At 61.5% G+C, this 24982-nt stretch carries 20 protein-coding genes and 2 pseudogenes; 17 read left to right on the plus strand and 5 right to left on the minus strand.

Going from position 1 to position 24982, the window contains the following annotated elements; all coding sequences use genetic code 11:
* Nucleotides 1-77 precede the first annotated feature (77 nt).
* The 3 genes from AACV02_RS03150 to AACV02_RS03160 are packed head-to-tail and all read right to left on the minus strand — an operon-like array spanning nt 78 to nt 1455.
* Nucleotides 78-494 carry a DUF3010 family protein gene (locus tag AACV02_RS03150; RefSeq protein ID WP_106575595.1) on the minus strand — a complete coding sequence of 139 codons (417 nt, stop codon included), beginning with the start codon at nt 492-494 and terminating at the stop codon, nt 78-80.
* Between the two features lie 36 nt (nt 495-530).
* Nucleotides 531-1013 (minus strand): hypothetical protein, encoded by a 483-nt coding sequence (locus tag AACV02_RS03155; RefSeq protein ID WP_119737556.1) that lies wholly within the window; start codon nt 1011-1013, stop codon nt 531-533.
* A 40-nt stretch (nt 1014-1053) separates the two neighbouring features.
* Nucleotides 1054-1455: a lysozyme inhibitor LprI family protein gene (locus AACV02_RS03160; RefSeq protein ID WP_119737558.1), complete on the minus strand. Its 402-nt coding sequence runs from the start codon at nt 1453-1455 to the stop codon at nt 1054-1056.
* Nucleotides 1456-1673: 218 nt separating this feature from the next.
* On the opposite strand from AACV02_RS03160, the gene AACV02_RS03165 reads away from it, so the two are divergent.
* The 6 genes from AACV02_RS03165 to etfB all read left to right on the plus strand — a co-directional run bounded on the left by AACV02_RS03165 (nt 1674) and on the right by etfB (nt 9440).
* Nucleotides 1674-2651, plus strand: a complete 978-nt coding sequence (locus tag AACV02_RS03165; RefSeq protein ID WP_119737560.1) for a dipeptidase — start codon at nt 1674-1676, stop codon at nt 2649-2651.
* A 77-nt stretch (nt 2652-2728) separates the two neighbouring features.
* A complete protein-coding gene (locus AACV02_RS03170; protein ID WP_106575592.1) occupies nt 2729-3259 on the plus strand; it encodes a DUF5943 domain-containing protein in 531 nt (176 codons plus the stop codon).
* A 16-nt stretch (nt 3260-3275) separates the two neighbouring features.
* Nucleotides 3276-5336, plus strand: a complete 2061-nt coding sequence (gene dgcA, locus AACV02_RS03175; protein ID WP_119737562.1) for a dimethylglycine demethylation protein DgcA — start codon at nt 3276-3278, stop codon at nt 5334-5336.
* Nucleotides 5337-5495: 159 nt separating this feature from the next.
* Entirely contained in the window at nt 5496-7439 is a 1944-nt protein-coding gene (dgcB, locus tag AACV02_RS03180) for a dimethylglycine demethylation protein DgcB (RefSeq protein ID WP_119737565.1), read from the plus strand.
* Nucleotides 7439-8659 carry an electron transfer flavoprotein subunit alpha gene (etfA, locus tag AACV02_RS03185; protein ID WP_119737568.1) on the plus strand — a complete coding sequence of 407 codons (1221 nt, stop codon included), beginning with the start codon at nt 7439-7441 and terminating at the stop codon, nt 8657-8659. The genes dgcB and etfA overlap by 1 nt, the downstream gene beginning before the upstream one ends.
* A 10-nt stretch (nt 8660-8669) precedes the next feature.
* Nucleotides 8670-9440 carry an electron transfer flavoprotein subunit beta gene (gene etfB, locus AACV02_RS03190; RefSeq protein ID WP_119737570.1) on the plus strand — a complete coding sequence of 257 codons (771 nt, stop codon included), beginning with the start codon at nt 8670-8672 and terminating at the stop codon, nt 9438-9440.
* Between the two features lie 865 nt (nt 9441-10305).
* Here the strand turns inward: etfB and gbcA are convergent.
* Entirely contained in the window at nt 10306-11601 is a 1296-nt protein-coding gene (gbcA, locus tag AACV02_RS03195; RefSeq protein ID WP_119737575.1) for a glycine-betaine demethylase subunit GbcA, read from the minus strand.
* Between the two features lie 283 nt (nt 11602-11884).
* Here gbcA and gbcB point away from each other — a divergent pair, with 283 nt between their 5' ends.
* A complete protein-coding gene (gene gbcB, locus AACV02_RS03200) occupies nt 11885-12985 on the plus strand; it encodes a glycine-betaine demethylase subunit GbcB (protein WP_119737577.1) in 1101 nt (366 codons plus the stop codon).
* 137 nt (nt 12986-13122) lie between these two features.
* On the opposite strand, the gene AACV02_RS03205 is transcribed toward gbcB, so the two are convergent.
* Nucleotides 13123-14163 carry a threonine aldolase family protein gene (locus tag AACV02_RS03205; protein ID WP_106575584.1) on the minus strand — a complete coding sequence of 347 codons (1041 nt, stop codon included), beginning with the start codon at nt 14161-14163 and terminating at the stop codon, nt 13123-13125.
* A gap of 90 nt (nt 14164-14253) precedes the next feature.
* Here AACV02_RS03205 and AACV02_RS03210 point away from each other — a divergent pair, with 90 nt between their 5' ends.
* The 10 genes and pseudogenes from AACV02_RS03210 (at nt 14254) to fdhA (ending at nt 24863) form a co-directional block, all read left to right on the plus strand.
* Complete coding sequence (locus AACV02_RS03210) at nt 14254-14982, plus strand: TraX family protein (RefSeq protein ID WP_119737580.1); 729 nt, start codon at nt 14254-14256, stop codon at nt 14980-14982.
* 98 nt (nt 14983-15080) lie between these two features.
* Nucleotides 15081-15197: pseudogene (locus AACV02_RS03215) on the plus strand (TraX family protein); the annotation flags it as partial.
* Between the two features lie 95 nt (nt 15198-15292).
* Nucleotides 15293-15400 (plus strand): annotated as a pseudogene (locus AACV02_RS03220) (TraX family protein); the annotation flags it as partial.
* Between the two features lie 437 nt (nt 15401-15837).
* Nucleotides 15838-17091: a serine hydroxymethyltransferase gene (glyA, locus tag AACV02_RS03230; protein WP_106575582.1), complete on the plus strand. Its 1254-nt coding sequence runs from the start codon at nt 15838-15840 to the stop codon at nt 17089-17091.
* Between the two features lie 22 nt (nt 17092-17113).
* Nucleotides 17114-18364, plus strand: coding sequence for a sarcosine oxidase subunit beta (locus AACV02_RS03235; protein WP_119737582.1), 1251 nt, complete (start codon nt 17114-17116; stop codon nt 18362-18364).
* A gap of 15 nt (nt 18365-18379) precedes the next feature.
* Nucleotides 18380-18682, plus strand: a complete 303-nt coding sequence (locus AACV02_RS03240) for a sarcosine oxidase subunit delta (protein ID WP_074847785.1) — start codon at nt 18380-18382, stop codon at nt 18680-18682.
* Nucleotides 18679-21696: a sarcosine oxidase subunit alpha gene (locus AACV02_RS03245; protein WP_119737584.1), complete on the plus strand. Its 3018-nt coding sequence runs from the start codon at nt 18679-18681 to the stop codon at nt 21694-21696. Before AACV02_RS03240 ends, AACV02_RS03245 begins: the two co-directional genes overlap by 4 nt.
* 122 nt (nt 21697-21818) lie before the next feature.
* The gene (locus tag AACV02_RS03250) at nt 21819-22451 is read left to right on the plus strand and encodes a sarcosine oxidase subunit gamma (RefSeq protein ID WP_119737587.1); all 633 of its coding nucleotides are present in this window, start codon (nt 21819-21821) and stop codon (nt 22449-22451) included.
* 170 nt (nt 22452-22621) lie between these two features.
* Entirely contained in the window at nt 22622-23479 is an 858-nt protein-coding gene (gene purU / locus AACV02_RS03255) for a formyltetrahydrofolate deformylase (RefSeq protein WP_032883972.1), read from the plus strand.
* 184 nt (nt 23480-23663) lie between these two features.
* Nucleotides 23664-24863 carry a formaldehyde dehydrogenase, glutathione-independent gene (gene fdhA / locus AACV02_RS03260; RefSeq protein ID WP_034116135.1) on the plus strand — a complete coding sequence of 400 codons (1200 nt, stop codon included), beginning with the start codon at nt 23664-23666 and terminating at the stop codon, nt 24861-24863.
* Nucleotides 24864-24982 lie beyond the last annotated feature (119 nt).

The following is a 24982-nucleotide window of genomic DNA, read 5'->3' on the forward strand; positions in this document are numbered from 1 at the left end:
TGGGTCAGCAGCCTATCAGTGACTGACACCCCGACATCGGGGGCAAGCCCCCTCCCACATCTGACATGCGTCGTGGTTTATTTCTTTACCAGCGCCGAGCACGCCGCTTTGTAAGCCTCGTGCTGATACTTGTTCAGCGAAGCCGGCAACTCAAAGTTGTGCTTCTTGTTCTGCGCATTGATGGTCTGCGGCGACAGCAGTGTCACCTCAACCCCCTCCAGCAACTGAAACACGCCTTCAATCTTGAACGTGGTCGGGCCACCGGCAAATTCGCCTTTCTTGCTGCGCTTCTTGATCGCGATGCGGGTGATGGCGTTTGCCTGCACAAACGCCTTCACCTGGGCGGCGAAGGCTTTGACGTTCGCCGCTTCATCGTCATCTTCAAGCGCGATTTTCTTGGTGGCCAGGGCGACGTGGGTCAGCGCCTGATTGTCCTGAGAGGCGACAGCAATGATGGCTTCGCTGCCTTTGATTTCGATGCCGCAGATAGTCATTCAATGGCCTATTAAAATGGGGCTGAGTGGCGAGTATCAGTAATGCCGGTCTTCTTCTTGATGTTGATAGATCTGATGCGCCGTCCAGAACATCAGTATCGAGAACACCACCATCAGGCCGACGCTTACGCTCATGATGTAGAAATTAGGCGAACTCGATTTAAAGTTCGCCTTGATGTTATGCACCGTCGGAAACCATTTTGAGTACACCACGGGGACCGGGCCGCCCACTTCGTAGCCAGGGTCGTCGACGTAGCTGCTGTTGTTCACCATGCCCTCCATGCGTTGGCCTTCATGCTCGAAGGCGTAATACACGTTGATGCTGGAGGCCCAGGCGCTGAGGCGTTCCAGTTGGGTGATGTGCCCGATGGTTTCGATGGGCGCCGCCTTTATCAGTGCAAACGGTGCGCCCCGGCTCACCGACAAACTCAGCATCAGCGACAGTATCAGCATGGCCAAAAACAGCAGGGCGGCGCGCGTGTAGAGGAAATCCCTCTGCGCTTCGCGTGGGTAATACATGTGAATTCCTTTTCAATAATCCTTGGCGCTTGCAACCGGCTTATTCCTGGCCGATCGACTCCAAAAACTCCGACCGCTCATCACTCATCCGCGCCAGGCAGTCATTGAGTTGAATCGCGTATTCCTTGCTGCCGTTGACTGCCGGGAAGGTGTCCACTGCGCAATCGGCGTCACGCAGTTTTTCCCACTTTTGCTGAGCATCCTTCAGACGAGCGGTAATGTCGGCCAATTGCGACTTGTTGCTGCCATAGGTCGAACCCATGCGTTCCAGCAGGCCTTGATAGTTGTCTTTGAGCAATTGTTCGGCGGTGGTTTTGTTGTAAGTGGCGCATTCCAGGGTTTGTTTGTCGTTTTCGATGCCATCGCAGGGCGTGTTGTCGGTGTCTTCGGCCGCGTGGACGCCGGTTGCGATGAGTGCCAAAGCCAGGAAAATCGATTTCATTGCGCCGTCTCATTTCAGGTGATGCGGAATTCTGGCTCAAGCGTAAGACAAAGAACAGTCGTCAGTCAGACGTGTCATGTAGGCCTTTGTCGCGGATTGACGCTTTCGGCAATTCCCCTGTCGTTTTTGCACCCGGTTCGTTCAGCCCCTGGGCATATGCTGGCCCCAAAGCGCCGGCAGACGATTCGGCGCATGAATCGCCAATAAGGGGACGCCTGATGAGCCCAGCGCAATTGCACGCCGACAGCATCGTTATCGACGGGCTGATCATTGCCAAGTGGAACCGCGACCTGTTCGAGGACATGCGCAAAGGTGGGCTGACCGCCGCCAACTGCACCGTGTCGGTGTGGGAAGGCTTCCAGGCCACGATCAACAACATCGTGGCCAGCCAGACCCTGATCCGTGAGAACAGCGACCTGGTGATCCCGGTGAAAACCACCGCCGACATCCGCAAAGCCAAGGAGCAGGGCAAAACCGGCATTATCTTCGGCTTCCAGAACGCCCATGCGTTTGAAGACCAATTGGGCTACGTCGAGATCTTCAAGCAGCTCGGGGTTGGCGTGGTGCAGATGTGCTACAACACCCAGAACCTGGTGGGCACCGGTTGCTACGAGCGCGACGGCGGCCTGTCAGGCTTTGGCCGTGAAGTCGTCGGCGAAATGAACCGCGTCGGCATCATGTGCGACCTGTCCCACGTCGGCTCCAAAACCAGCGAAGAAGTCATCCTCGAATCGAAAAAGCCGGTGTGCTACTCCCACTGCCTGCCGTCCGGGCTCAAAGAGCACCCACGCAACAAATCCGATGAAGAACTCAAGTTCATCGCCGACCACGGCGGTTTTGTCGGCGTGACCATGTTTGCGCCATTCTTGGCCAAGGGTATTGATTCGACCATCGACGACTACGCCGAAGCCATCGAATACACCATGAACATCGTCGGCGAAGACGCCATCGGCATCGGTACCGACTTCACCCAGGGCCATGGCCAGGATTTCTTCGAAATGCTGACCCATGACAAGGGCTACGCCCGCCGCCTGACCAGCTTCGGCAAGATCATCAACCCGCTGGGCATCCGCACCGTGGGCGAGTTTCCGAACCTCACCGAGACCTTGCTCAAGCGCGGTCACAGCGAGCGCGTGGTGCGCAAGATCATGGGCGAGAACTGGGTCAACGTCTTAAAGGACGTCTGGGGCGAATAAGCCACCGCCAACACTTCTTTTCCCCAGGCCATCCGGTGCCTGGGGCATTCAAACGAATTTTCTGGAGTTAAGTTTCCATGGCCAAGATCGCCCCGCAATTGCCTATCGAAGTCGACAGCGAAACCGGTGTCTGGACCTCCGACGCCCTGCCGATGCTGTACGTGCCGCGCCACTTTTTCGTCAACAACCACATGGGCATTGAAGAAGTCCTGGGCAGCGAGGCCTACGCCGAAATCCTCTACAAGGCTGGCTACAAATCCGCCTGGCACTGGTGTGAAAAAGAAGCTGAATGCCACGGCCTGGAAGGCGTCGCGGTGTTCGAACACTACATGAAACGCTTGTCGCAACGCGGCTGGGGCCTGTTCAAGATCCAGGACATCGACCTCGATAAAGGCACCGCCAGCGTCAAGCTCGAGCACTCGGCATTTGTCTACGTGTACGGCAAGGTCGGGCGCAAGGTCGACTACATGTTCACCGGCTGGTTTGCCGGCGCCATGGACCAGATTCTGCAGGCGCGCGGCAGCCAGATCCGCACCGTGGCCGAGCAAGTGTACGGAGGCTCCGAAGAGGGCCACGACGACGGCCTGTTCACCGTCAAGCCGTTGTAAGTCGAGGAACCGTGCCATGGCTTTCGAAGCAATGTTCGCGCCGATCCAGATCGGCAAACTGACCATCCGCAACCGCGTGCTCAGTACCGCCCATGCCGAGGTGTATGCCACCGACGGCGGCATGACCACCGACCGCTATGTGAAGTATTACGAAGAGAAAGCCAAGGGCGGGATCGGCCTGGCGATCTGCGGCGGTTCTTCAAGTGTGGCCATCGACAGCCCGCAAGGCTGGTGGAAGTCGGTGAACCTGGCCGACGACCGCATCATCCCGCACTTCCAGAACCTGGCCGATGCCATGCACAAGCATGGCGCCAAGATCATGATCCAGATTACCCACATGGGCCGTCGCTCACGCTGGGACGGTGAGCACTGGCCCACGCTGCTGTCGCCGTCTGGCATCCGCGAGCCGGTGCACCGCGCCACCTGCAAAACCATCGAGCCGGAAGAAATCTGGCGCGTGATCGGCAACTACGCCAGCGCGGCGGCGCGCGCCAAGGCCGGTGGCCTGGACGGCGTGGAGTTGTCGGCGGTGCACCAGCACATGATCGACCAATTCTGGAGCCCGCGCGTCAACAAGCGCACTGACGAATGGGGCGGTAGCTTCGAAAATCGCATGCGTTTCGGCCTTGAGGTATTGAAGGCTGTGCGGGCTGAGGTCGGCCCGGATTTCTGCGTCGGCATCCGCCTGTGCGGCGATGAATTTCACCCGGACGGCCTGTCCCACGAGGACATGAAACAGATCGCCAAGTATTACGACGACACCGGCATGTTGGACTTTATCGGTGTGGTCGGCTCGGGCTGTGATACCCACAACACCCTGGCCAACGTGATCCCGAACATGAGTTATCCACCGGAGCCGTTTCTGCACCTGGCCGCCGGCATCAAGGAAGTGGTGAAGGCCCCGGTGCTGCACGCGCAGAACATCAAGGACCCGAACCAGGCCACGCGCATTCTGGAAGGCGGCTACGTGGACATGGTCGGCATGACCCGTGCGCACATCGCCGATCCGCACCTGATCGCCAAGATCAAGATGGGCCAGATCGACCAGATCAAGCAGTGCGTCGGCGCCAACTATTGCATCGACCGCCAGTACCAAGGGCTGGACGTGCTGTGCATCCAGAACGCCGCGACCTCGCGTGAATACATGGGCGTGCCGCACATCATCGAGAAATCCACCGGGCCCAAACGCAAAGTCGTGGTGGTCGGTGCCGGGCCTGCCGGGATGGAAGCGGCCCGCGTCGCCGCCGAGCGTGGGCATGACGTGACGTTGTTCGAGAAGAAAGAGTTTATCGGCGGGCAAATCACCACCGCTTCCAAAGCGCCGCAGCGCGACCAGATTGCCGGGATCACGCGCTGGTTCCAGCTGGAGCTGGCGCGCCTGAACGTGGACCTGCGCCTGGGCGTGGCGGCGAACGCCGATGCGATCCTCGACTTGCGCCCGGACGTGGTGGTGCTGGCCGTCGGCGGGCACCCGTTCCTGGAACAGAACGAACACTGGGGCGCAGCAGAAGGCCTGGTGGTCAGCAGTTGGGACGTGCTCGACGGCAAGGTCGCGCCGGGCAAAAACGTGCTGGTGTACGACACCATTTGTGAATTCACCGGCATGTCGGTGGCGGACTTTTTGGCGGACAAAGGCAGCCAGGTCGAGATCGTCACCGACGACATCAAGCCGGGCGTGGCCGTGGGCGGTACGTCGTTCCCGACGTACTACCGCAGCATGTACCCCAAAGAAGTGATCATGACCGGCGACATGATGCTGGAAAAGGTCTACCGCGAAGGCGACAAGCTGGTGGCGGTGCTGGAGAACGAATATACCGGCGCCAAGGAAGAACGCGTGGTCGATCAAGTGGTGGTCGAGAACGGTGTGCGTCCGGATGAGGAAATCTACTACGCGCTCAAGCAGGGTTCGCGCAACAAAGGCCAGATGGACATCGAAGCGCTGTTCGCGATCAAGCCGCAGCCGTGCCTGAGCGAGCCGGGCGAGGGGTACTTGCTGTTCCGCATCGGTGACTGTGTGGCGCAGCGTAATACCCACGCCGCGATCTATGACGCCCTGCGCCTGTGCAAGGATTTCTGACGAGGTGAACTCGGCCAAAAAGGTGGGAGGGGGCTTGCCCCCCGATGGCGGCGGGCCAGGTGATACAGCTGTAGCTGACCCACCGCTTTCGGGGGCAAGCCCCCTCCCACATTCAGGCCAGTTTCACAGTAGATATGTGCGGTTTGTGGGAGCTTCACCATGTTGAACACCTTGCTGCCTGTTCTTTTGTTCGCGGCGCTGGGCCTGGCTTTGCTGGGCGCCCTGCGCCGGGTGAACATGTGGCGCCGCGGCCGTGCCTCCAAGGTCGACCTGCTCGGCGGTCTGCTGGCCATGCCCAAGCGCTACATGGTCGATCTGCACCACGTGGTGGCCCGCGACAAATACATCGCCAACACCCACGTCGCCACCGCCCTGGGCTTTGTGCTCTCGGCGTTGCTGGCGATTCTGGTGCACGGTTTCGGCCTGCATAACCGCATCCTCGGCTACGCCTTGCTGCTGGCGTCGGTGCTGATGTTTGTCGGCGCCACGTTTGTCTACCTGCGCCGTCGCAACCCGCCGCCGCGCCTGTCGAAAGGCCCGTGGATGCGCCTGCCGAAAAGCCTGATGGCGTTCTCGGTGAGCTTCTTCCTGGTGACTTTGCCGGTGGCCGGGATTCTGCCGGCCGACTTCGGCGGCTGGCTACTGGCGGCATTGCTCAGCCTGGGCGTGCTGTGGGGCGTGTCGGAAATGTTCTTCGGCATGACCTGGGGCGGCCCGATGAAACACGCCTTCGCCGGTGCGCTGCACCTGGCCTGGCACCGCCGCGCCGAACGCTTTGGTGGCGGCCGCTCCACCGGCCTGAAGCCGCTGGACTTGAGCGATAAAACCGCGCCGCTGGGCGTGGAAAAACCCAAGGACTTTACCTGGAACCAACTGCTCGGCTTCGACGCCTGCGTGCAGTGCGGAAAGTGCGAAGCCGCGTGCCCGGCGTTCGCCGCCGGCCAGCCGTTGAACCCGAAGAAGTTGATCCAGGACATGGTCGTCGGCCTGGCCGGTGGCACTGATGCCAAGTTCGCCGGCAGCCCGTATCCCGGCAAACCGGTGGGCGAACACGGCGGCAACCCGCACCAGCCGATCGTCAACGGGCTGGTGGATGCCGAAACCCTGTGGTCATGCACCACCTGCCGCGCCTGCGTGGAAGAGTGCCCGATGATGATCGAGCACGTGGACGCCATCGTCGACATGCGCCGCCACCTCACCCTGGAAAAAGGCGCGACGCCGAACAAGGGTGCCGAAGTCCTGGAAAACCTGATCGCCACCGACAACCCCGGCGGTTTCGCACCGGGCGGCCGCCTGAATTGGGCGGCGGATCTGAACCTGCCGCTGTTCAGTGAAAAAGGCAGCGCCGACGTGTTGTTCTGGGTCGGCGACGGTGCCTTCGACATGCGCAACCAACGCACCCTGCGCGCCTTCGTCAAAGTGCTGAAAGCGGCCAAGGTCGACTTCGCGGTGCTCGGCCTGGAAGAGCGCGACAGCGGCGACGTCGCGCGGCGCCTGGGCGATGAAGCCACGTTCCAACTGTTGGCCACGCGCAATATCCAGACCCTGGAAAAATACTGCTTCAAGCGCATCGTCACCTGTGACCCCCACAGCTTCCACGTACTGAAAAACGAGTACGGCGCCTTCAACGGTAACTATCGGGTGCAGCACCACAGCACCTTTATGGCCGAACTGATCGGCGAAGGCGCGTTGAACCTGGGTCAGCACAAAGGCAACAGCGTGACCTATCACGACCCTTGTTACCTGGGCCGTTACAACGGCGAATACGAGGCGCCGCGCCAAGTGCTGCGCGCGCTGGGCATCGAGGTCAAGGAGATGCAACGCTCGGGCTTCCGCTCACGCTGCTGCGGTGGCGGTGGCGGTGCACCGATCACCGACATTCCCGGCAAGCAACGCATTCCCGATATGCGCATGGACGACATCCGCGAAACCGGCGCCGAGCTGGTGGCCGTGGGTTGCCCGCAGTGCACGGCGATGCTGGAAGGCGTGGTTGAACCACGCCCGCTGATCAAGGACATCGCCGAACTGGTGGCTGACGCTTTGCTTGAAGACGCAGCACCGGCCAAGTCTGCAACCCAACGTGAACCTGCGGAGGTGCATTGATGAGCGACATTATCCGCCGCGACCCACGGGCCGAATGGATCGCCCGCAACCGCCTGCACCCACTGCATGCGGCGATGCAGCCGCAGCAACACAGCTGGATGGGACCCAACGGCGTCATCCGCAAGAACGTACATGGGGTCGGTTTTATCGGCCCTAACGGTATCAAGCGTATCGACCGCAGCGGTGCCCAGCAGGGCGGCGCGGCCAAGCGCAAAGCGGCGGTGGAGGTGCTGTTGCCATTGCATCAGGTGCCAGCGCCGGCGTTTTACATCAGCGTGGTGCCGGACATGGTCGGCGGCCGCCTGAGCAGCCACGACCGCGACGTGCTCGGCTTGGCGCGGCAACTCGCCGGCAGCGACGGCGCCGTGCTGGCGGTGGTGTTTGGCGAGCACAAGGAAAGTGCCTTTGCCACGGCGGGCGTTGATCGCCTGCTGGTGTTGGAAGGTCACGCATTCGACGGTTATTCACCGGAGCAACGCGTGCAAGGCCTGCGGGCTGTGGATAACCAGTTCAACCCGCGCCACTGGCTGCTGCCGGACAGCCGCAGCGGCGGTGGTGAGTTGGGCCGGCGCTTTGCCGCGAGCCTCAAGGAACGCCCGGCCACGCGGGTCTGGCAGATCAAGGGCGAGGAGTGCATTGGCCGCGCGGGTGCGGGCCAGGAAGACCTGGCCCGGCCATTGCCGCGCCTGATCCTGGCGGCCGTGGAGTGCGCCGAACCGGTCAGCGAAACACGTCACGAAGCGTTGCCCGTGGAGTTATCCACACCCTTGGCGCGCAGCTTGCCGCGTATCGAAGACCTCGGCGCGGTGGCGGTGGACCCCGGCGCGATTCCCATGGCCGAAGCGGAGTTTATTTTCTCCGGCGGCAATGGCGTGAAGGACTGGGCACTGTTCCACCGGACCGCCGCGGCGCTGGGCGCCACCGAAGGCGCCTCGCGGGTGGCGGTGGACGATGGCTTTATGGCGCGTGATCGCCAGGTCGGCGCCAGTGGCACCTGGGTCACCGCGAGGGTTTACGTGGCCGTGGGCATTTCCGGGGCGATCCAGCACCTGCAAGGCATTGGCGCCTGCGACAAGGTGGTGGCAATCAACCTCGACCCCGGCTGCGACATGATCAAGCGTGCCGACCTGTCGGTGATCGGCGAGAGCGCCGCGATTCTGCAAGCCTTGATCGCTGCGGTCGAGGCCTACCGTAACGGCGCCAAGCGCGATGCAGCTTAAGGACATGACCATGACAACGCCTGTAATCAGCTTGGTATCCATCGGCGCCCACCCCACTTCCGGCCGGCCACGCCGCGCGGAGCAGGATGCCCGCGCCGTCGAGTTGGGCCTGCAAATGGCGGGGGATAAGTTGCAGGTGCTGCACGCCGGCAACATTCACGAGCCGACGTTGCGCAGTTACCTGGGCATGGGTTTGGCGCAATTGCACGTGCTTGAGCAGCCGGCCGGCGCTGACGCCTTGCCGGCCCTCAGCGATTACCTGCGCGATGCCGGTGCCCAGGTGGTGCTCACCGGCAGCCAGGCGGAAACCGGCGAGGGCTCGGGCATGTTGCCGTTTCTGCTGGCCGAGCAACTGGGCTGGCCGCTGATTGTCGGGCTGGCGCAGGTGGAGTCCATCGACGGCGGCATCGCCCACGTGCTGCAAGCCTTGCCGCGTGGGCAGCGGCGGCGCTTGAAGGTGCGCCTGCCGTTTCTGGCCACGGTGGACAACGCCGCGCCCAAGCCACGGCAAAGCGCCTACGGCCCTGGGCAGCGCGGCGCATTGGCCGCCCATGACGTCGAGATTGAGCAGGACGAGTTATTCACAGGTGCGGTGCTGCAGCCGGCGAAGCCTCGGCCCAAGCGCCTCAAGGTGATTAAGGCCAAGAGCGGCGCCGACCGTATGAAGGCTGCCACGGCCAAGGCCAGCGGCGGCGGTGGGCAAGTGCTCAAGGGTCTGAGCCCCGAGGCGGGTGCCGAGGCCATTCTCAAGCTGCTCATTGAAGAAGGCGTGGTGCGGTGATTTTCTGTCGGAGATGGTTTGTGTGGGAGCTGGCTTGCCTGCGATAGCCTCACGTCGGTCTAACTGATTAACCGAGTTGCCTGCATCGCGGGCAAGCCCGGCTCCCACATTTGATTAGTGGGCTTACCCACAATCCCTGTTGATCCACCTGTGGATAACCTGTTCGCGGCTGTCCACACCCCCTGTATATCAAGCCCTGCAGCCCACTGTACGAAAAATAACCAGCCTAACCGACGGTTTTTGCTTGGGTTTTTCCACAAGCGTGGGCATCGCCCGAGACAGACTTGCCCCCAAAGTCTGTTGGCGCTTCTGTGGATAAGATGTTCGCTATCGGCTACAGGCCTTATAAACAGAGGCTTTCAATGGTTTGTTCAAAATATGATCAATTCGTCTGGTTTGCCGACGGAAACCCCTGAATCGCCTGAATTGTGAAGCTTTGACGCGGTTTTCCACAGCACTGACAAAGTTGCCCCCAAAGTCTGTTGGTGCTTCTGTGGATAAGGTGTTTGCGTACTTCTACAGGCCACGTAATTAGAGGCTTTCAGAGGTTTGGTTAATAAATGATCAGGTAATGTGAAAACTGCGAGACTTGAATAAGTCACGGATTTTCTTCATTTAATTCAAAGGGGAAGGAGCACTTGCCCACAATTGCTGTGGGTGGCTTTGTGGATAAGTTGTTGGGCGAAGGCTGGAGGGCAGAGCTGTAAAGGGTTGCAAGGCAGTTGATCAACTTTTGAACAGTGCGCAAACCTAATGTGGGAGCGGGCGTGCTCGCGAAAGCGGTGTGTCAGTCGCCAGATGGGCTGGCTGATCCGCCGCATTCGCGGGCAAGCCCGCTCCCACATTTTGATCGGTCGTGTGTCAGTTACTTGTGTACGGCCACGCCCTTGAGATACGGCGCCGGTGCCGCCCCCAGGTTGCTCAGCAAACGCTCGCTGTACCAATCCACAAAATTCACCACACCAAACTCATACGTCTTGGAGTAAGGCCCTGGCTGATAGGCGGTGGAGTTGATACCGCGCTGGTTTTCTTCGGCCAGGCGACGGTCCTGGTCGTTGGTGGCGTCCCACACTTTGCGCATGCGCTCCACGTCGTAGTCCACGCCTTCGACGGCGTCCTTGTGCACGATCCACTTGGTGGTAACCATGGTTTCCTGGGCGCTGATCGGCCACACGGTGAACACGATGATGTGATCGCCCATGCAGTGGTTCCACGAGTGCGGCAGGTGCAGGATGCGCATCGAGCCCAGGTCCGGGTTCTTGATGCGGCCCATCAGCTTGTTGCAGCCTTGTTTGCCGTCCAGGGTCATCGACACCGTGCCTTTGAGCAGTGGCATGCGCACGATGCGGTTACGCAGGCCGAAGCTGGCGTGGGCGTAAGGGATCTTCTCGGCATCCCACGCGGCGGCGGAAGCGGCGACGTGGTCCTTGAAGGCCTGGTCGGCGCGCGGGTCGGTGACGTCGTCCCACTCCAGCAGGGTTTTCAACAGTTCCGGGTGCGAGGCGTTGCAGTGGTAGCACTCGCGGTTGTTTTCCAGCACCAGCTTCCAGTTGGCTTTTTCGAACAAGGTGGTCTGGATCGCCACCTTGGTGTTTTCCATGTCGTAGGGTTCCATGTAGTGGTTCAGCGTCGACAGGAAGTCGTCGATGGCCGGCGGGTTCTCGGCCAGGCTGATGAAGATGTAGCCGCCGGCGGTCTTCACGTTCACGGGTTTCAAGCCGTACTGCTTCATGTCGAAGTCGGCGCCCATCTCGGTGCCGGCGAACAGCAGGCGGCCGTCCAGCTCGTAGGTCCACTGGTGGTAGTGGCAGACGAGTTTGGCGACCTTGCCCTTGTCGCTGGTGCACAGGCGTGAGCCACGGTGACGGCACACGTTGTGAAAGGCATGCACCACGCCCTCGGCGCCACGGATCACGATGATCGGGTTCTTGCCCACTTGCAGGGTCAGGTAGTTGCCCTTGGTGGGAATCTCGCAGGTCATGCCGGCGATCAACCACTCTTTCTGGAAGATCTCCTGCATGTCGATATCAAACAGCCGCTCGTCAGAGTAAAACGGCTGCGGCAGCGAAAAAGTGCGCTCGCGCTCTTGCAGCATTTGCGCGGTGGCCTTGCGTGCGGGTTCCAGCGGATCGCCCAAGCTTAAGGTTGCGGTGACGTCCATCGTGTGTGTCCTCAGGGCCATTCTGTGTGGCCGGCGAAAAGTGGCTAATCAGGTTTTGCAGCAAGGCGTAAAGAAAGCGTCTGTGTTGGGAGCGAGTGTGGGCCCGGCAAAGGCCAGAACCTTGTCCATTAGCGACATGGCCCACTCTGATCCCGACGCGCAACCCCCGTGGTATGGGGGCTGGTCGCGATAAGTATGTGAATGTCGCAGATAGGTAAATGGACGCTTCTCGCGTTACGCAGAATCGCCACCATCAGGCCGATATACGGCTGCGGAGAACAGCATGTCCAACAGCTTCCTGAATCCGGTCACCACCCAGACCTGGGCCAATGGTCGGCACATCGTCCGTTGCGTCAAAGTCATCCAGGAAACCTGGGACGTGCGCACCTTCTGCTTTATGGCCGACCAGCCGATCCTGTTCTTTTTCAAGCCGGGGCAGTTCGTCACCCTGGAGCTGGAAATCGACGGCCAGCCGATCATGCGCTCCTACACCATCTCCAGTTCACCGTCGGTGCCGTACAGCTTTTCGGTGACGATCAAGCGCGTGCCGGGCGGCAAAGTCTCCAACTGGCTGCACGACACGCTGCACGAAGGCCAGGAGCTGGCGGTGCACGGGCCGGTGGGGCTGTTCAATGCCATCGATTTCAGCAACCCGAAAGTGCTGTATCTGAGCGGCGGCGTCGGCATCACGCCGGTGATGTCCATGGCGCGTTGGTATTACGACACCAACGCCAATGTCGACATGACGTTTATCCACAGCGCGCGCTCGCCCAAAGACATCATTTACCACCGCGAGCTGGAACACATGGCATCGCGGATCGACAACTTCAGCCTGCACCTGATCTGTGAAAAACACGGCCTCGGCGAGCCCTGGGCCGGTTATCGCGGCTACCTGAACCACAAGATGCTCGAACTGATGGTGCCGGACTTCCTCGAGCGCGAAGTGTTCTGCTGCGGCCCTACGCCGTACATGAACGCGGTGAAGCGTCTGCTGGAAGTGGCGGGCTTTGACATGACGCGCTACCACGAAGAGTCCTTCGGCGCGACGCCGCCGGAAGCGCGGGCCGACGCGGTGGAGCAAGCCGAACAGGCCGCCGACGCCCCCGAAATCGACTTGGCCGACCTGCATCAGGTGGAGTTCATTGCGTCGGGCAAGAGCATTCGCGTGGCGCCGGGCGAAACCGTCCACGCCGCTGCGGCCAAGCTTGGTTTGCTGATTCCCAAAGCCTGCGGCATGGGCATCTGCGGCACCTGCAAGGTGATGAAGCTGGGCGGGGAGGTCGAGATGGAGCACAACGGCGGGATTACCGAGGAAGACGAGGCCGAAGGCTACATCCTGTCGTGCTGCAGTGTGCCGAAGGGTGATGTGCGAATCGAGTTCTGATAGGCCAAACCCTCAAGCGGGCAGGGGCAAATGTGGGAGGGGGCTTGCCCCCGATGGCAGTGGAACAGTCACTGATGCATTGACTGAAAGACTGCTATCGGGGGCAGGCCCCTCTCACATTTTGTTCAGTGGTGAATTCAGGCGCCCATCACTTCGCGTATATCGGCTGCCAATTCGCGCACGCGCTCTTCCTCGGTATCCCAGGCACACATGAACCGCGCGCCACCTTTGCCGATGAAGGTGTAGAAGCGCCAGCCCTTGGCCGTCAGCGCCTCGATGGCCGCTTCCGAGAGCTGCAGGAACACGCCGTTGGCTTGAACCGGGAACATCAACTCCACACCAGGAATGTCCGCCACCAGGCTGCTCAGCAATTGCGCGCAGTGGTTGGCGTGGCGTGCGTGTTTGAGCCAGGCGTCGTTTTCCAGCAGGCCCACCCACGGCGCCGAGAGGAAGCGCATTTTCGACGCCAACTGACCGGCCTGTTTGCAGCGGTAATCGAAGTCTTCAGCCAATTTGTGGTTGAAGAACAGGATGGCTTCACCCACCGCCATGCCGTTTTTCGTGCCGCCGAAGCACAATACGTCCACGCCGGCTTTCCACGTCAGGTCGGCCGGGGAGCAGCCGAGGAACGCGCAGGCGTTGGAAAAGCGTGCGCCGTCCATGTGCAGGTTCAGGCCCAGTTCCTTGCAGGTGGCACTGATCGCGCGGATTTCTTGCGGGGTGTACACGCTGCCGACTTCGGTGGCTTGGGTCAGGGTGACCACGCGTGGTTTGGGGTAGTGAATGTCCTGGCGCTTGAGCGCGATCTCGCGGATCGACTCGGGGGTCAGCTTGCCGTTTTCGGTGCGGGCGGTGAGCAGCTTGGAGCCGTTGGAGAAAAACTCCGGCGCGCCGCATTCGTCGGTTTCGACGTGGGCGGTTTCCGAGCAAATCACGCTATGGTAGCTCTGGCACAGCGAGGACAACGCCAGGGAGTTGGCGGCGGTGCCGTTGAAGGCGAAGAATACTTCGCAGTCGGTTTCGAACAGATTGCGGAAACCGTCGGCGGCGCGGTGGGTCCATTCATCATCGCCGTAGGCGCGCTGATGGCCCTGGTTGGCGAGTTCCATGGCGGCCCAGGCTTCCGGGCAAATGCCGGAATAGTTGTCGCTGGCGAATTGTTGGCTCTTGTCGGTCATGGCCCATTCCTGTGGTCGATGTTGGTGCGCACTGTAACCAAGAATGTTGGGCGGGCGCACGCACTGTAAATGCAAAGTCACTGGGGAATTATGCACGGTACTGAAACGATTCCTGCCAAGCGCGCGCGCGATGGCGCCCTGGACCTGCTCAAGTGGCTGGCGCTGCTGAGCATGGTTTTGGATCACCTGCGCTATGTCGGTTTGAGCCTGGATGGCCTGTACGTGCCGGGGCGCCTGGCATTCCCCTGGTTTTGCCTGGCGATTGCGGCGAACCTGCACCGGGTCAAAGATGCGCCGGTAACGGGCCAATGGCGTTACCTGGGCTGGCTGCTGCTGTTCAGTGTGATCAGTGAAGTGCCGTACCGACTGTTTATCGACGATGCCGATACCTTGAACGTATTGCCGACCCTGGCGCTGGGCCTGCTGGTTGCCAGAGGATGGCAGCAGAAGGCGCTTGTTGATCGAGGATTGGCGCTGATCGCCCTCACTTTAGGCGCGGTGTTTTCCACGCATTTGATGTTCGGTTTTTTCGGTGTATTGCTGCCGCTGGCGATGCTGCTGGTGTTCAGTCGGCCATGGTATTTCGGTGTGTTGCCGGGGTTGGTCTGCGTGGCGGCGAATCAATGGCAGATTTTGCTCAACAGCGGCTCAACCGTGGCGCTGACCGGGTTGGCCGCCTGCCTGATCGCGCCTTTGGCTGGCTTGGTCTTATTGCGACATGCCCAAAACGTCTCGCCGCCCGCCATGCGGCGCTGGGCGTATGCACTCTATCCCGTGCATTTCCTTCTGCTGCTACTCGTGCGCCAGATCATCGCGTAACCCCTGTGGGAGGGGGCTTGCCCCCGATTGCGGTGTGTCAGCCAGCCTAGGTGTAAGCTGATCCGCCGCTATCGGGGGCAAGCCCCCTCCCACATTTGATCCTCTTATTGCGACACGCCAACCCTGTGACGCCGCCCGCCATGCGGCGCTGGGCGTATGCACTCTATCCCGCGCATTTCCTGCTGCTGCTACTCGTGCGCCACATCATCGCCTAACCCCTGTGGGAGGGGGCTTGCCCCCGATTGCGGTGTGTCAGCCAGCCTGGGTGCAAGCTGATCCGCCGCTATCGGGGGCAAGCCCCCTCCCACATTTGCGACACGCCAACCCTGTGACGCCACCGCCCATGCGGCGCTGGGCGTATGCCCTCTATCCCGTGCATTTTCTGCTGCTGCTACTCGTGCGCCAGATCATCGTCTAACCCCTGTGGGAGGGGGCTTGCCCCCGATTGCGGTGTGTCAGCCAGCCTAGGTGCAAGCTGATCCACCGCTATCGGGGGCAAGCCCCCTCCCACATTTGCGACACGCCAACCCTGTGACGCCACCGCCATGCGGCGCTGGGCGTATGCACTCTATCCCGTGCATTTCCTGCTGCTGCTACTCGTGCGCCAGATCATCGTCTAACCCCTGTGGGAGGGGGCTTGCCCCCGATTGCGGTGTGTCAGCCAGCCTAGGTGCAAGCTGATCCGCCGCTATCGGGGGCAAGCCCCTTCCCACATTTGATCGGTGTTGTTGCCGCTATGTCGTAAACGCACCTTTGCGTGGCGTCCGTAGGCATTTGACCTGTCTGCGCCAGCCCTACCATCGCATCAAAGGCCCTGCACGGGCCTCAACAATACGAAAGGCTGGGAGAGACGCGATGTTCAGCAAAAAAGACCAGATCCAGGGATATGACGACGCCTTGCTGGCGGCGATGAATGCCGAGGAGCAGCGTCAGGAAGATCATATCGAGCTGATCGCGTCAGAGAACTACACCAGCAAACGCGTGATGGAAGCTCAGGGCAGCGGCCTCACCAACAAATACGCCGAAGGCTACCCCGGCAAGCGCTACTACGGCGGCTGCGAGCATGTGGACAAGGTTGAAGCCCTGGCCATCGAGCGCGCCAAGCAGCTGTTCGGCGCCGATTACGCCAACGTGCAGCCGCACTCCGGCTCGTCCGCCAACAGCGCGGTGTACCTGGCGCTGCTGAACGCCGGCGACACCATCCTCGGTATGAGCCTGGCCCATGGCGGTCACTTGACCCACGGCGCCAAAGTGTCGTCCTCGGGCAAGCTGTACAACGCGGTGCAATACGGCATCAACACTGACACCGGCCTGATCGACTACGACGAAGTCGAGCGCCTGGCGGTGGAGCACAAGCCGAAGATGGTGGTGGCCGGTTTCTCCGCTTACTCCAAAACCCTGGATTTCCCGCGTTTCCGCGCGATCGCCGACAAGGTTGGCGCGCTGCTGTTCGTCGACATGGCCCACGTCGCCGGCCTGGTGGCCGCCGGTTTGTACCCGAACCCGCTGCCGTATGCCGATGTGGTCACCACCACCACCCACAAAACCCTGCGCGGTCCGCGTGGCGGCTTGATCCTGGCGAAGGCCAACGAAGAAATTGAGAAAAAACTCAACGCCGCCGTATTCCCCGGCGCCCAGGGCGGCCCGCTGATGCATGTGATCGCCGGCAAGGCGGTGTGCTTCAAGGAAGCGGCGGAGCCTGGCTTCAAGGTCTACCAGCAACAAGTGATCGAAAACGCCCAGGCCATGGCCAGTGTGTTTATCAAACGTGGCTACGACGTGGTGTCCGGCGGCACCGACAACCACCTGTTCCTGGTCAGCCTGATCCGTCAGGGCCTCACCGGCAAAGAGGCGGACGCCGCCCTTGGTCGCGCCCACATCACCGTCAACAAGAACGCCGTGCCGAATGACCCGCAGTCGCCGTTCGTGACCTCGGGCCTGCGCATCGGCACCCCAGCGGTGACCACACGTGGCTTCAAAGTGCCGCAGTGCATTGAGCTGGCCGGCTGGATCTGCGACATCCTCGACAACCTCGGCGACGCCGATGTCGAGGCCAACGTGGCCAAGCACGTGTCTGCCCTGTGCGCTGATTTCCCGGTTTATCGCTGAGCGCGGTTTTGGAGTAATGACTATGCAACGCTACTCGGGCTTCGGCCTCTTCAAGCACTCACTCAGCCACCACGAAAACTGGCAGAAGATGTGGCGCACGCCCACACCGAAAAAGGTCTACGACGTGGTCATCGTCGGCGGCGGCGGGCATGGTCTGGCGACCGCCTACTACCTGGCCAAAGAACACGGCATCACCAATGTGGCCGTGGTCGAGAAAGGCTGGCTGGGCGGCGGTAACACCGCGCGCAACACCACCATCGTGCGTTCCAACTACCTGTGGGACGAGTCGGCGCACCTGTACGAACACGCGATGAAACTGTGGGAAGGCCTGTCCCAGGACCTGAACTACAACGTGATGTTCTCCCAGCGTGGCGTCTACAACCTGTGCCACACCCTGCAAGACGTCCGTGACTCCGAGCGCCGCGTCAGCGCCAACCGCCTCAACGGCGTGGACGGCGAACTGCTCAACGCCAAACAAGTGGCCGACGAGATCCCGTACCTCGACTGCTCGAAAAACACCCGCTACCCGGTACTCGGCGCCACCGTGCAACGGCGCGGCGGCGTGGCCCGTCACGATGCCGTGGCCTGGGGTTTTGCGCGAGCTGCCGACGCCCTCGGCGTGGACTTGATCCAGCAGACCGAAGTGATCGGCTTTCGCAAGGAAAACGGCGTGTGCATCGGTGTGGAAACCAACAAGGGCTTTATCGGCGCCAAGCGTGTCGGCGTAGTGACGGCCGGTAACTCCGGGCACATGGCTTCGCTCGCGGGCTTCCGCCTGCCGATCGAATCCCACCCGCTGCAAGCGCTCGTTTCCGAGCCGATCAAGCCGATTATCGACAGCGTGATCATGTCCAACGCCGTGCATGGTTACATCAGCCAGTCCGACAAGGGCGACCTGGTGATCGGCGCCGGCATCGACGGCTACAACGGCTACGGCCAGCGCGGCTCGTACCCGGTGATCGAACACACCATTCAGGCCATCGTCGAGATGTTCCCGGTGCTGTCGCGCGTGCGCATGAACCGTCAGTGGGGCGGCATCGTCGACACCACGCCGGACGCCTGCCCGATCATCTCCAAGACGCCAGTGCCGAACATGTTCTTCAACTGCGGTTGGGGCACCGGTGGCTTCAAGGCCACGCCGGGCTCAGGCAACGTGTTTGCCGCCAGCCTCGCCAAGGGTGAAATGCACCCACTGGCCGCGCCTTTCTCCATCGACCGTTTCCACAACGGTGCGTTGATCGACGAACACGGCGCTGCGGCCGTCGCCCACTAACAGGAGAAATTTCCTATGTTGCATATCTTCTGTCCTCACTGTGGCGAACTGCGCTCCGAAGAGGAATTCCACGCGTCCGGCCAAGCGCACATCCCGCGCCCGCTGGACCCGAATGCCTGCACCGATGAGCAGTGGGGCGACTACATGTTCTTCCGCGATAACCCCCGTGGCCTGCATCACGAGCTGTGGATTCACGCCGCCGGTTGCCGCCAGTATTTCAACGCCACGCGCGACACCGTGACCTACGAAATTCTTGAAACCTACAAGATAGGCACTCAGCCGCAATTCACCGCCAAGGCTTCTGGAGAGAAGGTATGAGCCAGATCAATCGCCTGTCCAACGGTGGTCGCATCGACCGTAACAAAGTCCTGACCTTCAGCTTCAACGGCCAGAGCTACAAAGGCTTTGAGGGCGACACGCTGGCCGCCGCCTTGCTGGCCAATGGCGTCGACATCATCGGCCGCAGCTTCAAGTACTCGCGCCCGCGCGGCATCTTTGCCGCCGGTGCCGAAGAGCCGAACGCGGTGCTGCAGATCGGCGCCACCGAAGCCACGCAAATCCCCAACGTGCGTGCCACGCAACAGGCGCTTTACCAGGGTTTGGTCGCCACCAGCACCAACGGCTGGCCGAGCGTGAACAACGACATGATGGGCATTCTCGGCAAGGTCGGCGGCAAGCTGATGCCGCCGGGTTTCTACTACAAAACCTTCATGTACCCGCAATCGTTCTGGATGACGTACGAGAAGTACATTCGCAAGGCAGCAGGTCTGGGGCGCTCGCCCACCGAGAACGACCCGGACACCTACGACAACATGAACCGTCATTGCGACGTGCTGATTGTGGGCGCAGGCCCTGCCGGTTTATCGGCTGCCCTGGCAGCTGCGCGCAGCGGGGCACGAGTAATCATCGCCGACGAGCAGGAAGAGTTCGGCGGCTCGCTGCTGGATTCGCGCGAAAGCCTCGACGGCAAGCCAGCCACCGAATGGGTTGCCAGTGTGATCGCTGAGCTCAAGGCTCTGCCGGACGTGGTGCTGCTGCCTCGCGCCACCGTCAACGGTTACCACGACCACAACTTTCTGACCATTCACGAACGCCTCACCGACCACCTCGGTGACCGCGCGCCGATTGGCGTGGTGCGTCAGCGCATCCACCGTGTGCGGGCCAAGCGTGTGGTGCTGGCGACCGGTGCGTGCGAGCGCCCGCTGGTGTACGGCAACAACGACGTGCCGGGCAACATGCTCGCCGGCGCGGTCTCGACTTACGTGCGTCGTTACGGTGTGGCACCCGGTAAAAAACTGGTGCTCTCGACCAACAATGACCACGCCTACCGCGTGGCGCTGGACTGGTTCGACGCGGGCCTTACCGTCGTCGCCGTGGCCGATGCGCGCCACAACCCTCGCGGTGCGCTGGTGGAAGAAGCCCGCGCCAAAGGCATTCGCATCCTCACCGGCAGCGCCGTGATCGAAGCGCGTGGCAGCAAGCACGTGACCGCTGCTCGCGTCGCCGCCATTGACGTTAAAGCGCACAAAGTCACCAGCCCCGGTGAGTGGCTGGACTGCGACCTGGTGGCCAGCTCCGGCGGCTACAGCCCTGTCGTTCACTTGGCTTCGCACCTCGGCGGCAAGCCGACCTGGCGTGAAGACATCCTCGGTTTCGTACCGGGCGAAGCACCGCAAAAACGCGTGTGCGTGGGTGGGATCAATGGCGTCTACGGCCTCGGCGATTCCCTGGCCGATGGCTTTGAAGGCGGCGTGCGCGCGGCCAGCGAAGCCGGTTTTGCGCCGGTGGAAGGCACGCTGCCCAAAGCCTTGAGCCGTCTGGAAGAGCCGACCCTGGCGCTGTTCCAGGTGCCGCACGAGAAAGCCACTGCACGGGCGCCGAAGCAATTTGTCGACCTGCAGAACGACGTCACCGCCGCCGCCATCGAACTCGCCACTCGCGAAGGTTTCGAGTCGGTCGAGCACGTCAAACGCTACACCGCGCTGGGCTTCGGCACTGACCAGGGCAAGCTCGGCAACGTCAACGGCCTGGCCATCGCGGCCCGTTCGCTGAATGTGACCATCCCGCAGATGGGCACCACGATGTTCCGCCCCAACTACACGCCGGTGACCTTCGGCGCCGTAGCGGGCCGCCACTGTGGGCACATCTTCGAACCGGTGCGCTACACCGCGCTGCACGCCTGGCACGTGAAAAACGGCGCCGAGTTTGAAGACGTCGGCCAGTGGAAACGCCCATGGTATTTCCCGCGCAACGGTGAAGACCTGCACGCCGCAGTGAAGCGCGAATGCCTGGCCGTGCGTGACAGCGTCGGCCTGCTGGACGCGTCCACCCTCGGCAAGATCGACATTCAAGGCCCGGATGCCCGCGAGTTCCTCAACCGCATCTACAGCAACGCCTGGACCAAGCTCGACGTGGGCAAGGCGCGCTACGGCCTGATGTGCAAGGAAGACGGCATGGTCTTCGACGACGGCGTGACCGCCTGCCTCGCTGACAACCACTTCCTGATGACCACCACCACCGGCGGCGCCGCGCGCGTGCTGCAGTGGCTGGAGATCTACCAACAGACCGAATGGCCGGACCTCAAGGTGTACTTCACCTCGGTCACCGACCATTGGGCAACCATGACCCTGTCCGGCCCCAACAGCCGCAAGCTGCTGGCCGAAGTGACTGATATCGACCTGGACAAGGACGGCTTCCCGTTCATGACCTGGAAAGAAGGCCTGGTCGGCGGCGTGCCGGCGCGGGTGTTCCGTATTTCGTTTACCGGCGAGCTGTCGTACGAAGTCAACGTGCAGGCCGACTACGCCATGGGCGTGCTCGAGCAGATCGTCGAGGCCGGCAAAAAGTACAACCTGACCCCGTACGGCACCGAGACCATGCACGTGCTGCGGGCCGAGAAGGGTTTCATCATCGTCGGCCAGGACACCGACGGCTCGATGACCCCGGACGACCTGAACATGGGCTGGTGTGTAGGCCGCACCAAACCGTTCTCGTGGATCGGCTGGCGCGGGATGAACCGTGAAGACTGCGTGCGTGAAGAGCGCAAGCAACTGGTGGGCTTGAAGCCGATTGATCCGACGGTGTGGCTGCCGGAAGGCGCGCAGCTGGTGTTCGATCCGAAGCAGACGATCCCGATGAAGATGGTCGGCCACGTGACCTCAAGCTATGCGCATAACTCGCTGGGTTACTCGTTTGCGATGGCGGTGGTGAAGGGCGGTTTGAAGCGCATCGGCGAGCGGGTGTTCTCACCGCAGGCCGATGGCAGCGTGATCGAGGCGGAGATTGTGTCCTCGGTGTTCTTTGACCCGAAAGGTGAGCGGCAGAACATCTGATAGACCGAGGTGCCTGCATCGGGGGCAAGCCCCTCCCACATTGTGAAATGCATTCCCCTGTGGGAGGGGGCTTGCCCCCGATGAGGCCAGTAGCCCCACAACAGAATTCAGATAGGTGCTTTATGACAGCAGCCAATGTTTACCAACAACGCCCCACCGCCGGCGCCAAGGCCGAGTCGTCGCTGCACCATGCCGACCTCGCCAGCCTGGTGGGCAAGGGCCGCAAGAACGCCGGCGTGACCGTGCGTGAAAAGAAACTGCTCGGCCACCTGACCCTCCGTGGCGATGGCCACGATGCGGCCTTCGCTGCCGGCGTGCACAAAGCCCTCGGCATCGAACTGCCTGGCGCCCTGCAAGTCATCATCAACGGCGAAACCAGCCTGCAATGGCTCGGCCCGGATGAGTGGCTGCTGGTGGTGCCAAGCGGTGAAGAATTTGCCGCCGAGCAAAACCTGCGGGCTGCCTTGGGCGACCTGCATATCCAGATCGTCAACGTCAGCGGCGGCCAGGAGATCCTCGAGCTTAGCGGCCCGAACGTGCGCGACGTGTTGATGAAGTCCACCAGCTACGACGTGCACCCCAACAACTTCCCGGTGGGCAAGGCGGTGGGCACGGTGTTCGCCAAGTCCCAACTGGTGATCCGCCACACGGCTGAAGACACTTGGGAACTGGTGATTCGTCGCAGCTTCTCGGACTACTGGTGGTTGTGGCTGCAGGATGCCTCGGCCGAATTCGGCCTGAGTGTTCAAGCCTGATCGAATGAACACCAGAGGGCTGTTGTGGCTAGGGGGCTTGCCCCCCGTTGGAGCGCGCAGCGGTCCCAGGATTCGCGTATTTTTCTGAAACAGCCGAGTGGCAGGTTTTGGGGCTGCTTCGCCGCCCAACGGGGGCAAGCCCCCTCGCCACAAGGGCCTGAGGATTCACTATGAGCCGCGCACCTGATACATGGATTTTGACCGCCGACTGCCCCAGCGTGCTCGGCACGGTGGACGCGGTCACCCGCTATCTGTTCGAACAGGGCTGCTACGTCACCGAGCACCATTCGTTCGATGACCGACTCTCGGGCCGGTTTTTTATTCGCGTGGAATTCCGCCAGCCCGACGGGTTTGACGAGCAGGCGTTTCGCGACGGCCTGGCCACGCGCGGTGAAGCGTTTGGCATGATCTTCGAACTGACGGCGCCGAATTACCGGCCAAAAGTGGTGATCATGGTCTCCAAGGCCGATCACTGCCTCAACGACCTGCTGTACCGCCAGCGCATCGGCCAACTGTCGATGGACGTGGTCGCCGTGGTGTCCAATCACCCTGACCTCAAGCCATTGGCCGACTGGCACCAGATTCCCTACTACCATTTTCCCCTCGACCCCAACGACAAGCCGTCCCAGGAGCGTCAGGTGTGGCAAGTGATTGAAGAGACCGGCGCCGAACTGGTGATTCTTGCGCGCTACATGCAAGTGCTGTCGCCGGAGCTGTGCCGCAAGCTGGATGGCAAAGCCATCAATATCCATCACTCGTTGCTGCCGGGGTTCAAAGGTGCCAAGCCGTATCACCAGGCCTACAACAAGGGCGTGAAACTGGTTGGCGCCACCGCGCATTACATCAATAACGATCTGGATGAAGGTCCGATCATCGCCCAGGGCGTGGAGGTGGTGGACCACAGCCATTATCCCGAGGATTTGATTGCCAAGGGGCGGGATATCGAAGGGCTGACGCTGGCCCGGGCGGTGGGGTATCACATTGAGCGGCGGGTGTTTTTGAACGCCAATAGAACGGTGGTGCTTTGACTGACTCCATCGGGGGCAAGGCCCCTCCTACCTTTGATAGGTGAATGCAGTCAAATGTGGGAGGGGGCTTGCCCCCGATGAGGCCCTGACAAACAACGCAAACACAGCATCTGTAACCCGAGCACTTAAACGCGCTGCCTGCCTGGGCAACGCGGTTCCATAAAAACAACAGCGAGGTGAAAGCATGTCTGGTAATCGTGGTGTCGTGTATCTCGGCAACGGCAAGGTCGAAGTACAGAAAATCGACTATCCCAAAATGCAGGACCCCCGTGGCAGGAAGATTGAGCACGGCGTCATCCTGCGCGTGGTCTCCACCAACATCTGCGGCTCCGACCAACACATGGTGCGCGGCCGTACCACTGCCCAGACCGGCCTGGTCCTGGGGCACGAAATCACCGGCGAAGTGATCGAGAAGGGCAGCGACGTCGAAAACCTGAAAATCGGCGACCTGGTCTCGGTGCCGTTCAACGTCGCATGCGGCCGCTGCCGCTCGTGCAAGGAACAACACACCGGCGTGTGCCTGACCGTCAACCCGGCCCGTGCCGGTGGTGCATACGGTTATGTCGACATGGGCGACTGGACCGGCGGCCAGGCCGAATACGTGCTGGTGCCGTACGCCGACTTCAACCTGCTGAAACTGCCGGACCGCGACAAGGCCATGGAGAAAATTCGCGACCTGACCTGCCTCTCCGACATCCTGCCAACCGGCTATCACGGCGCCGTCACCGCTGGCGTTGGTCCGGGCAGCACGGTGTATATCGCCGGCGCCGGCCCGGTTGGCCTGGCCGCGGCCGCTTCGGCGCGGTTGCTGGGCGCCGCTGTGGTGATCATCGGCGACGTCAACCCGATTCGCCTGGCACACGCCAAGGCGCAGGGCTTTGAAATTGCCGACCTGTCCAAAGACACGCCGCTGCACGAACAGATCGCCGCACTGCTGGGCGAGCCCGAAGTTGACTGCGCCGTCGATGCGGTGGGCTTCGAAGCCCGTGGCCACGGCCATGAAGGCGCCAAGGCAGAAGCACCGGCCACCGTGCTCAACTCACTGATGGGCGTGGTCCGCGTGGCGGGCAAAATCGGTATCCCTGGCCTGTACGTCACCGAAGACCCAGGCGCCGTCGATGCCGCCGCGAAAATGGGCAGCCTGAGCATTCGCTTCGGTCTGGGCTGGGCTAAATCCCACAGCTTCCACACTGGCCAAACCCCAGTGATGAAGTACAACCGCCAGCTGATGCAGGCAATCATGTGGGACCGCATCAACATTGCTGAAATTGTTGGTGTGCAGGTCATCAGCCTGGATGACGCACCGCGTGGGTACGGCGAGTTCGATGCCGGTGTGCCGAAGAAGTTTGTGATTGATCCGCATAAGCTGTTCAGTGCGGCGTAAAACTTAGGCCAAACAAAAGGGCGACCCATGGGTCGCCCTTTTTGCATCGAGTGCTTAAGTCTGCAAGCGCCGTGAGCAAGTCGTTTGGCCGACGACGATCAAAATGTGGGAGCTGGCTT

This window comes from Pseudomonas sp. Larv2_ips (assembly GCF_963879675.1).
Taxonomy (GTDB): Bacteria; Pseudomonadota; Gammaproteobacteria; order Pseudomonadales; family Pseudomonadaceae; genus Aquipseudomonas.

Excerpts from the sequence above, each read along its gene's own strand:
- AACV02_RS03150 (WP_106575595.1), bottom strand. The coding sequence starts at position 494 with ATGACTATCTGCGGCATCGAAATCAAAGGCAGCGAAGCCATCATTGCT.
- AACV02_RS03155 (WP_119737556.1), bottom strand. The coding sequence starts at position 1,013 with ATGTATTACCCACGCGAAGCGCAGAGGGATTTCCTCTACACGCGCGCC.
- AACV02_RS03160 (WP_119737558.1), bottom strand. The coding sequence starts at position 1,455 with ATGAAATCGATTTTCCTGGCTTTGGCACTCATCGCAACCGGCGTCCAC.
- AACV02_RS03165 (WP_119737560.1), top strand. The coding sequence starts at position 1,674 with ATGAGCCCAGCGCAATTGCACGCCGACAGCATCGTTATCGACGGGCTG.
- AACV02_RS03170 (WP_106575592.1), top strand. The coding sequence starts at position 2,729 with ATGGCCAAGATCGCCCCGCAATTGCCTATCGAAGTCGACAGCGAAACC.
- dgcA (WP_119737562.1), top strand. The coding sequence starts at position 3,276 with ATGGCTTTCGAAGCAATGTTCGCGCCGATCCAGATCGGCAAACTGACC.
- dgcB (WP_119737565.1), top strand. The coding sequence starts at position 5,496 with ATGTTGAACACCTTGCTGCCTGTTCTTTTGTTCGCGGCGCTGGGCCTG.
- etfA (WP_119737568.1), top strand. The coding sequence starts at position 7,439 with ATGAGCGACATTATCCGCCGCGACCCACGGGCCGAATGGATCGCCCGC.
- etfB (WP_119737570.1), top strand. The coding sequence starts at position 8,670 with ATGACAACGCCTGTAATCAGCTTGGTATCCATCGGCGCCCACCCCACT.
- gbcA (WP_119737575.1), bottom strand. The coding sequence starts at position 11,601 with ATGGACGTCACCGCAACCTTAAGCTTGGGCGATCCGCTGGAACCCGCA.
- gbcB (WP_119737577.1), top strand. The coding sequence starts at position 11,885 with ATGTCCAACAGCTTCCTGAATCCGGTCACCACCCAGACCTGGGCCAAT.
- AACV02_RS03205 (WP_106575584.1), bottom strand. The coding sequence starts at position 14,163 with ATGACCGACAAGAGCCAACAATTCGCCAGCGACAACTATTCCGGCATT.
- AACV02_RS03210 (WP_119737580.1), top strand. The coding sequence starts at position 14,254 with ATGCACGGTACTGAAACGATTCCTGCCAAGCGCGCGCGCGATGGCGCC.
- glyA (WP_106575582.1), top strand. The coding sequence starts at position 15,838 with ATGTTCAGCAAAAAAGACCAGATCCAGGGATATGACGACGCCTTGCTG.
- AACV02_RS03235 (WP_119737582.1), top strand. The coding sequence starts at position 17,114 with ATGCAACGCTACTCGGGCTTCGGCCTCTTCAAGCACTCACTCAGCCAC.
- AACV02_RS03240 (WP_074847785.1), top strand. The coding sequence starts at position 18,380 with ATGTTGCATATCTTCTGTCCTCACTGTGGCGAACTGCGCTCCGAAGAG.
- AACV02_RS03245 (WP_119737584.1), top strand. The coding sequence starts at position 18,679 with ATGAGCCAGATCAATCGCCTGTCCAACGGTGGTCGCATCGACCGTAAC.
- AACV02_RS03250 (WP_119737587.1), top strand. The coding sequence starts at position 21,819 with ATGACAGCAGCCAATGTTTACCAACAACGCCCCACCGCCGGCGCCAAG.
- purU (WP_032883972.1), top strand. The coding sequence starts at position 22,622 with ATGAGCCGCGCACCTGATACATGGATTTTGACCGCCGACTGCCCCAGC.
- fdhA (WP_034116135.1), top strand. The coding sequence starts at position 23,664 with ATGTCTGGTAATCGTGGTGTCGTGTATCTCGGCAACGGCAAGGTCGAA.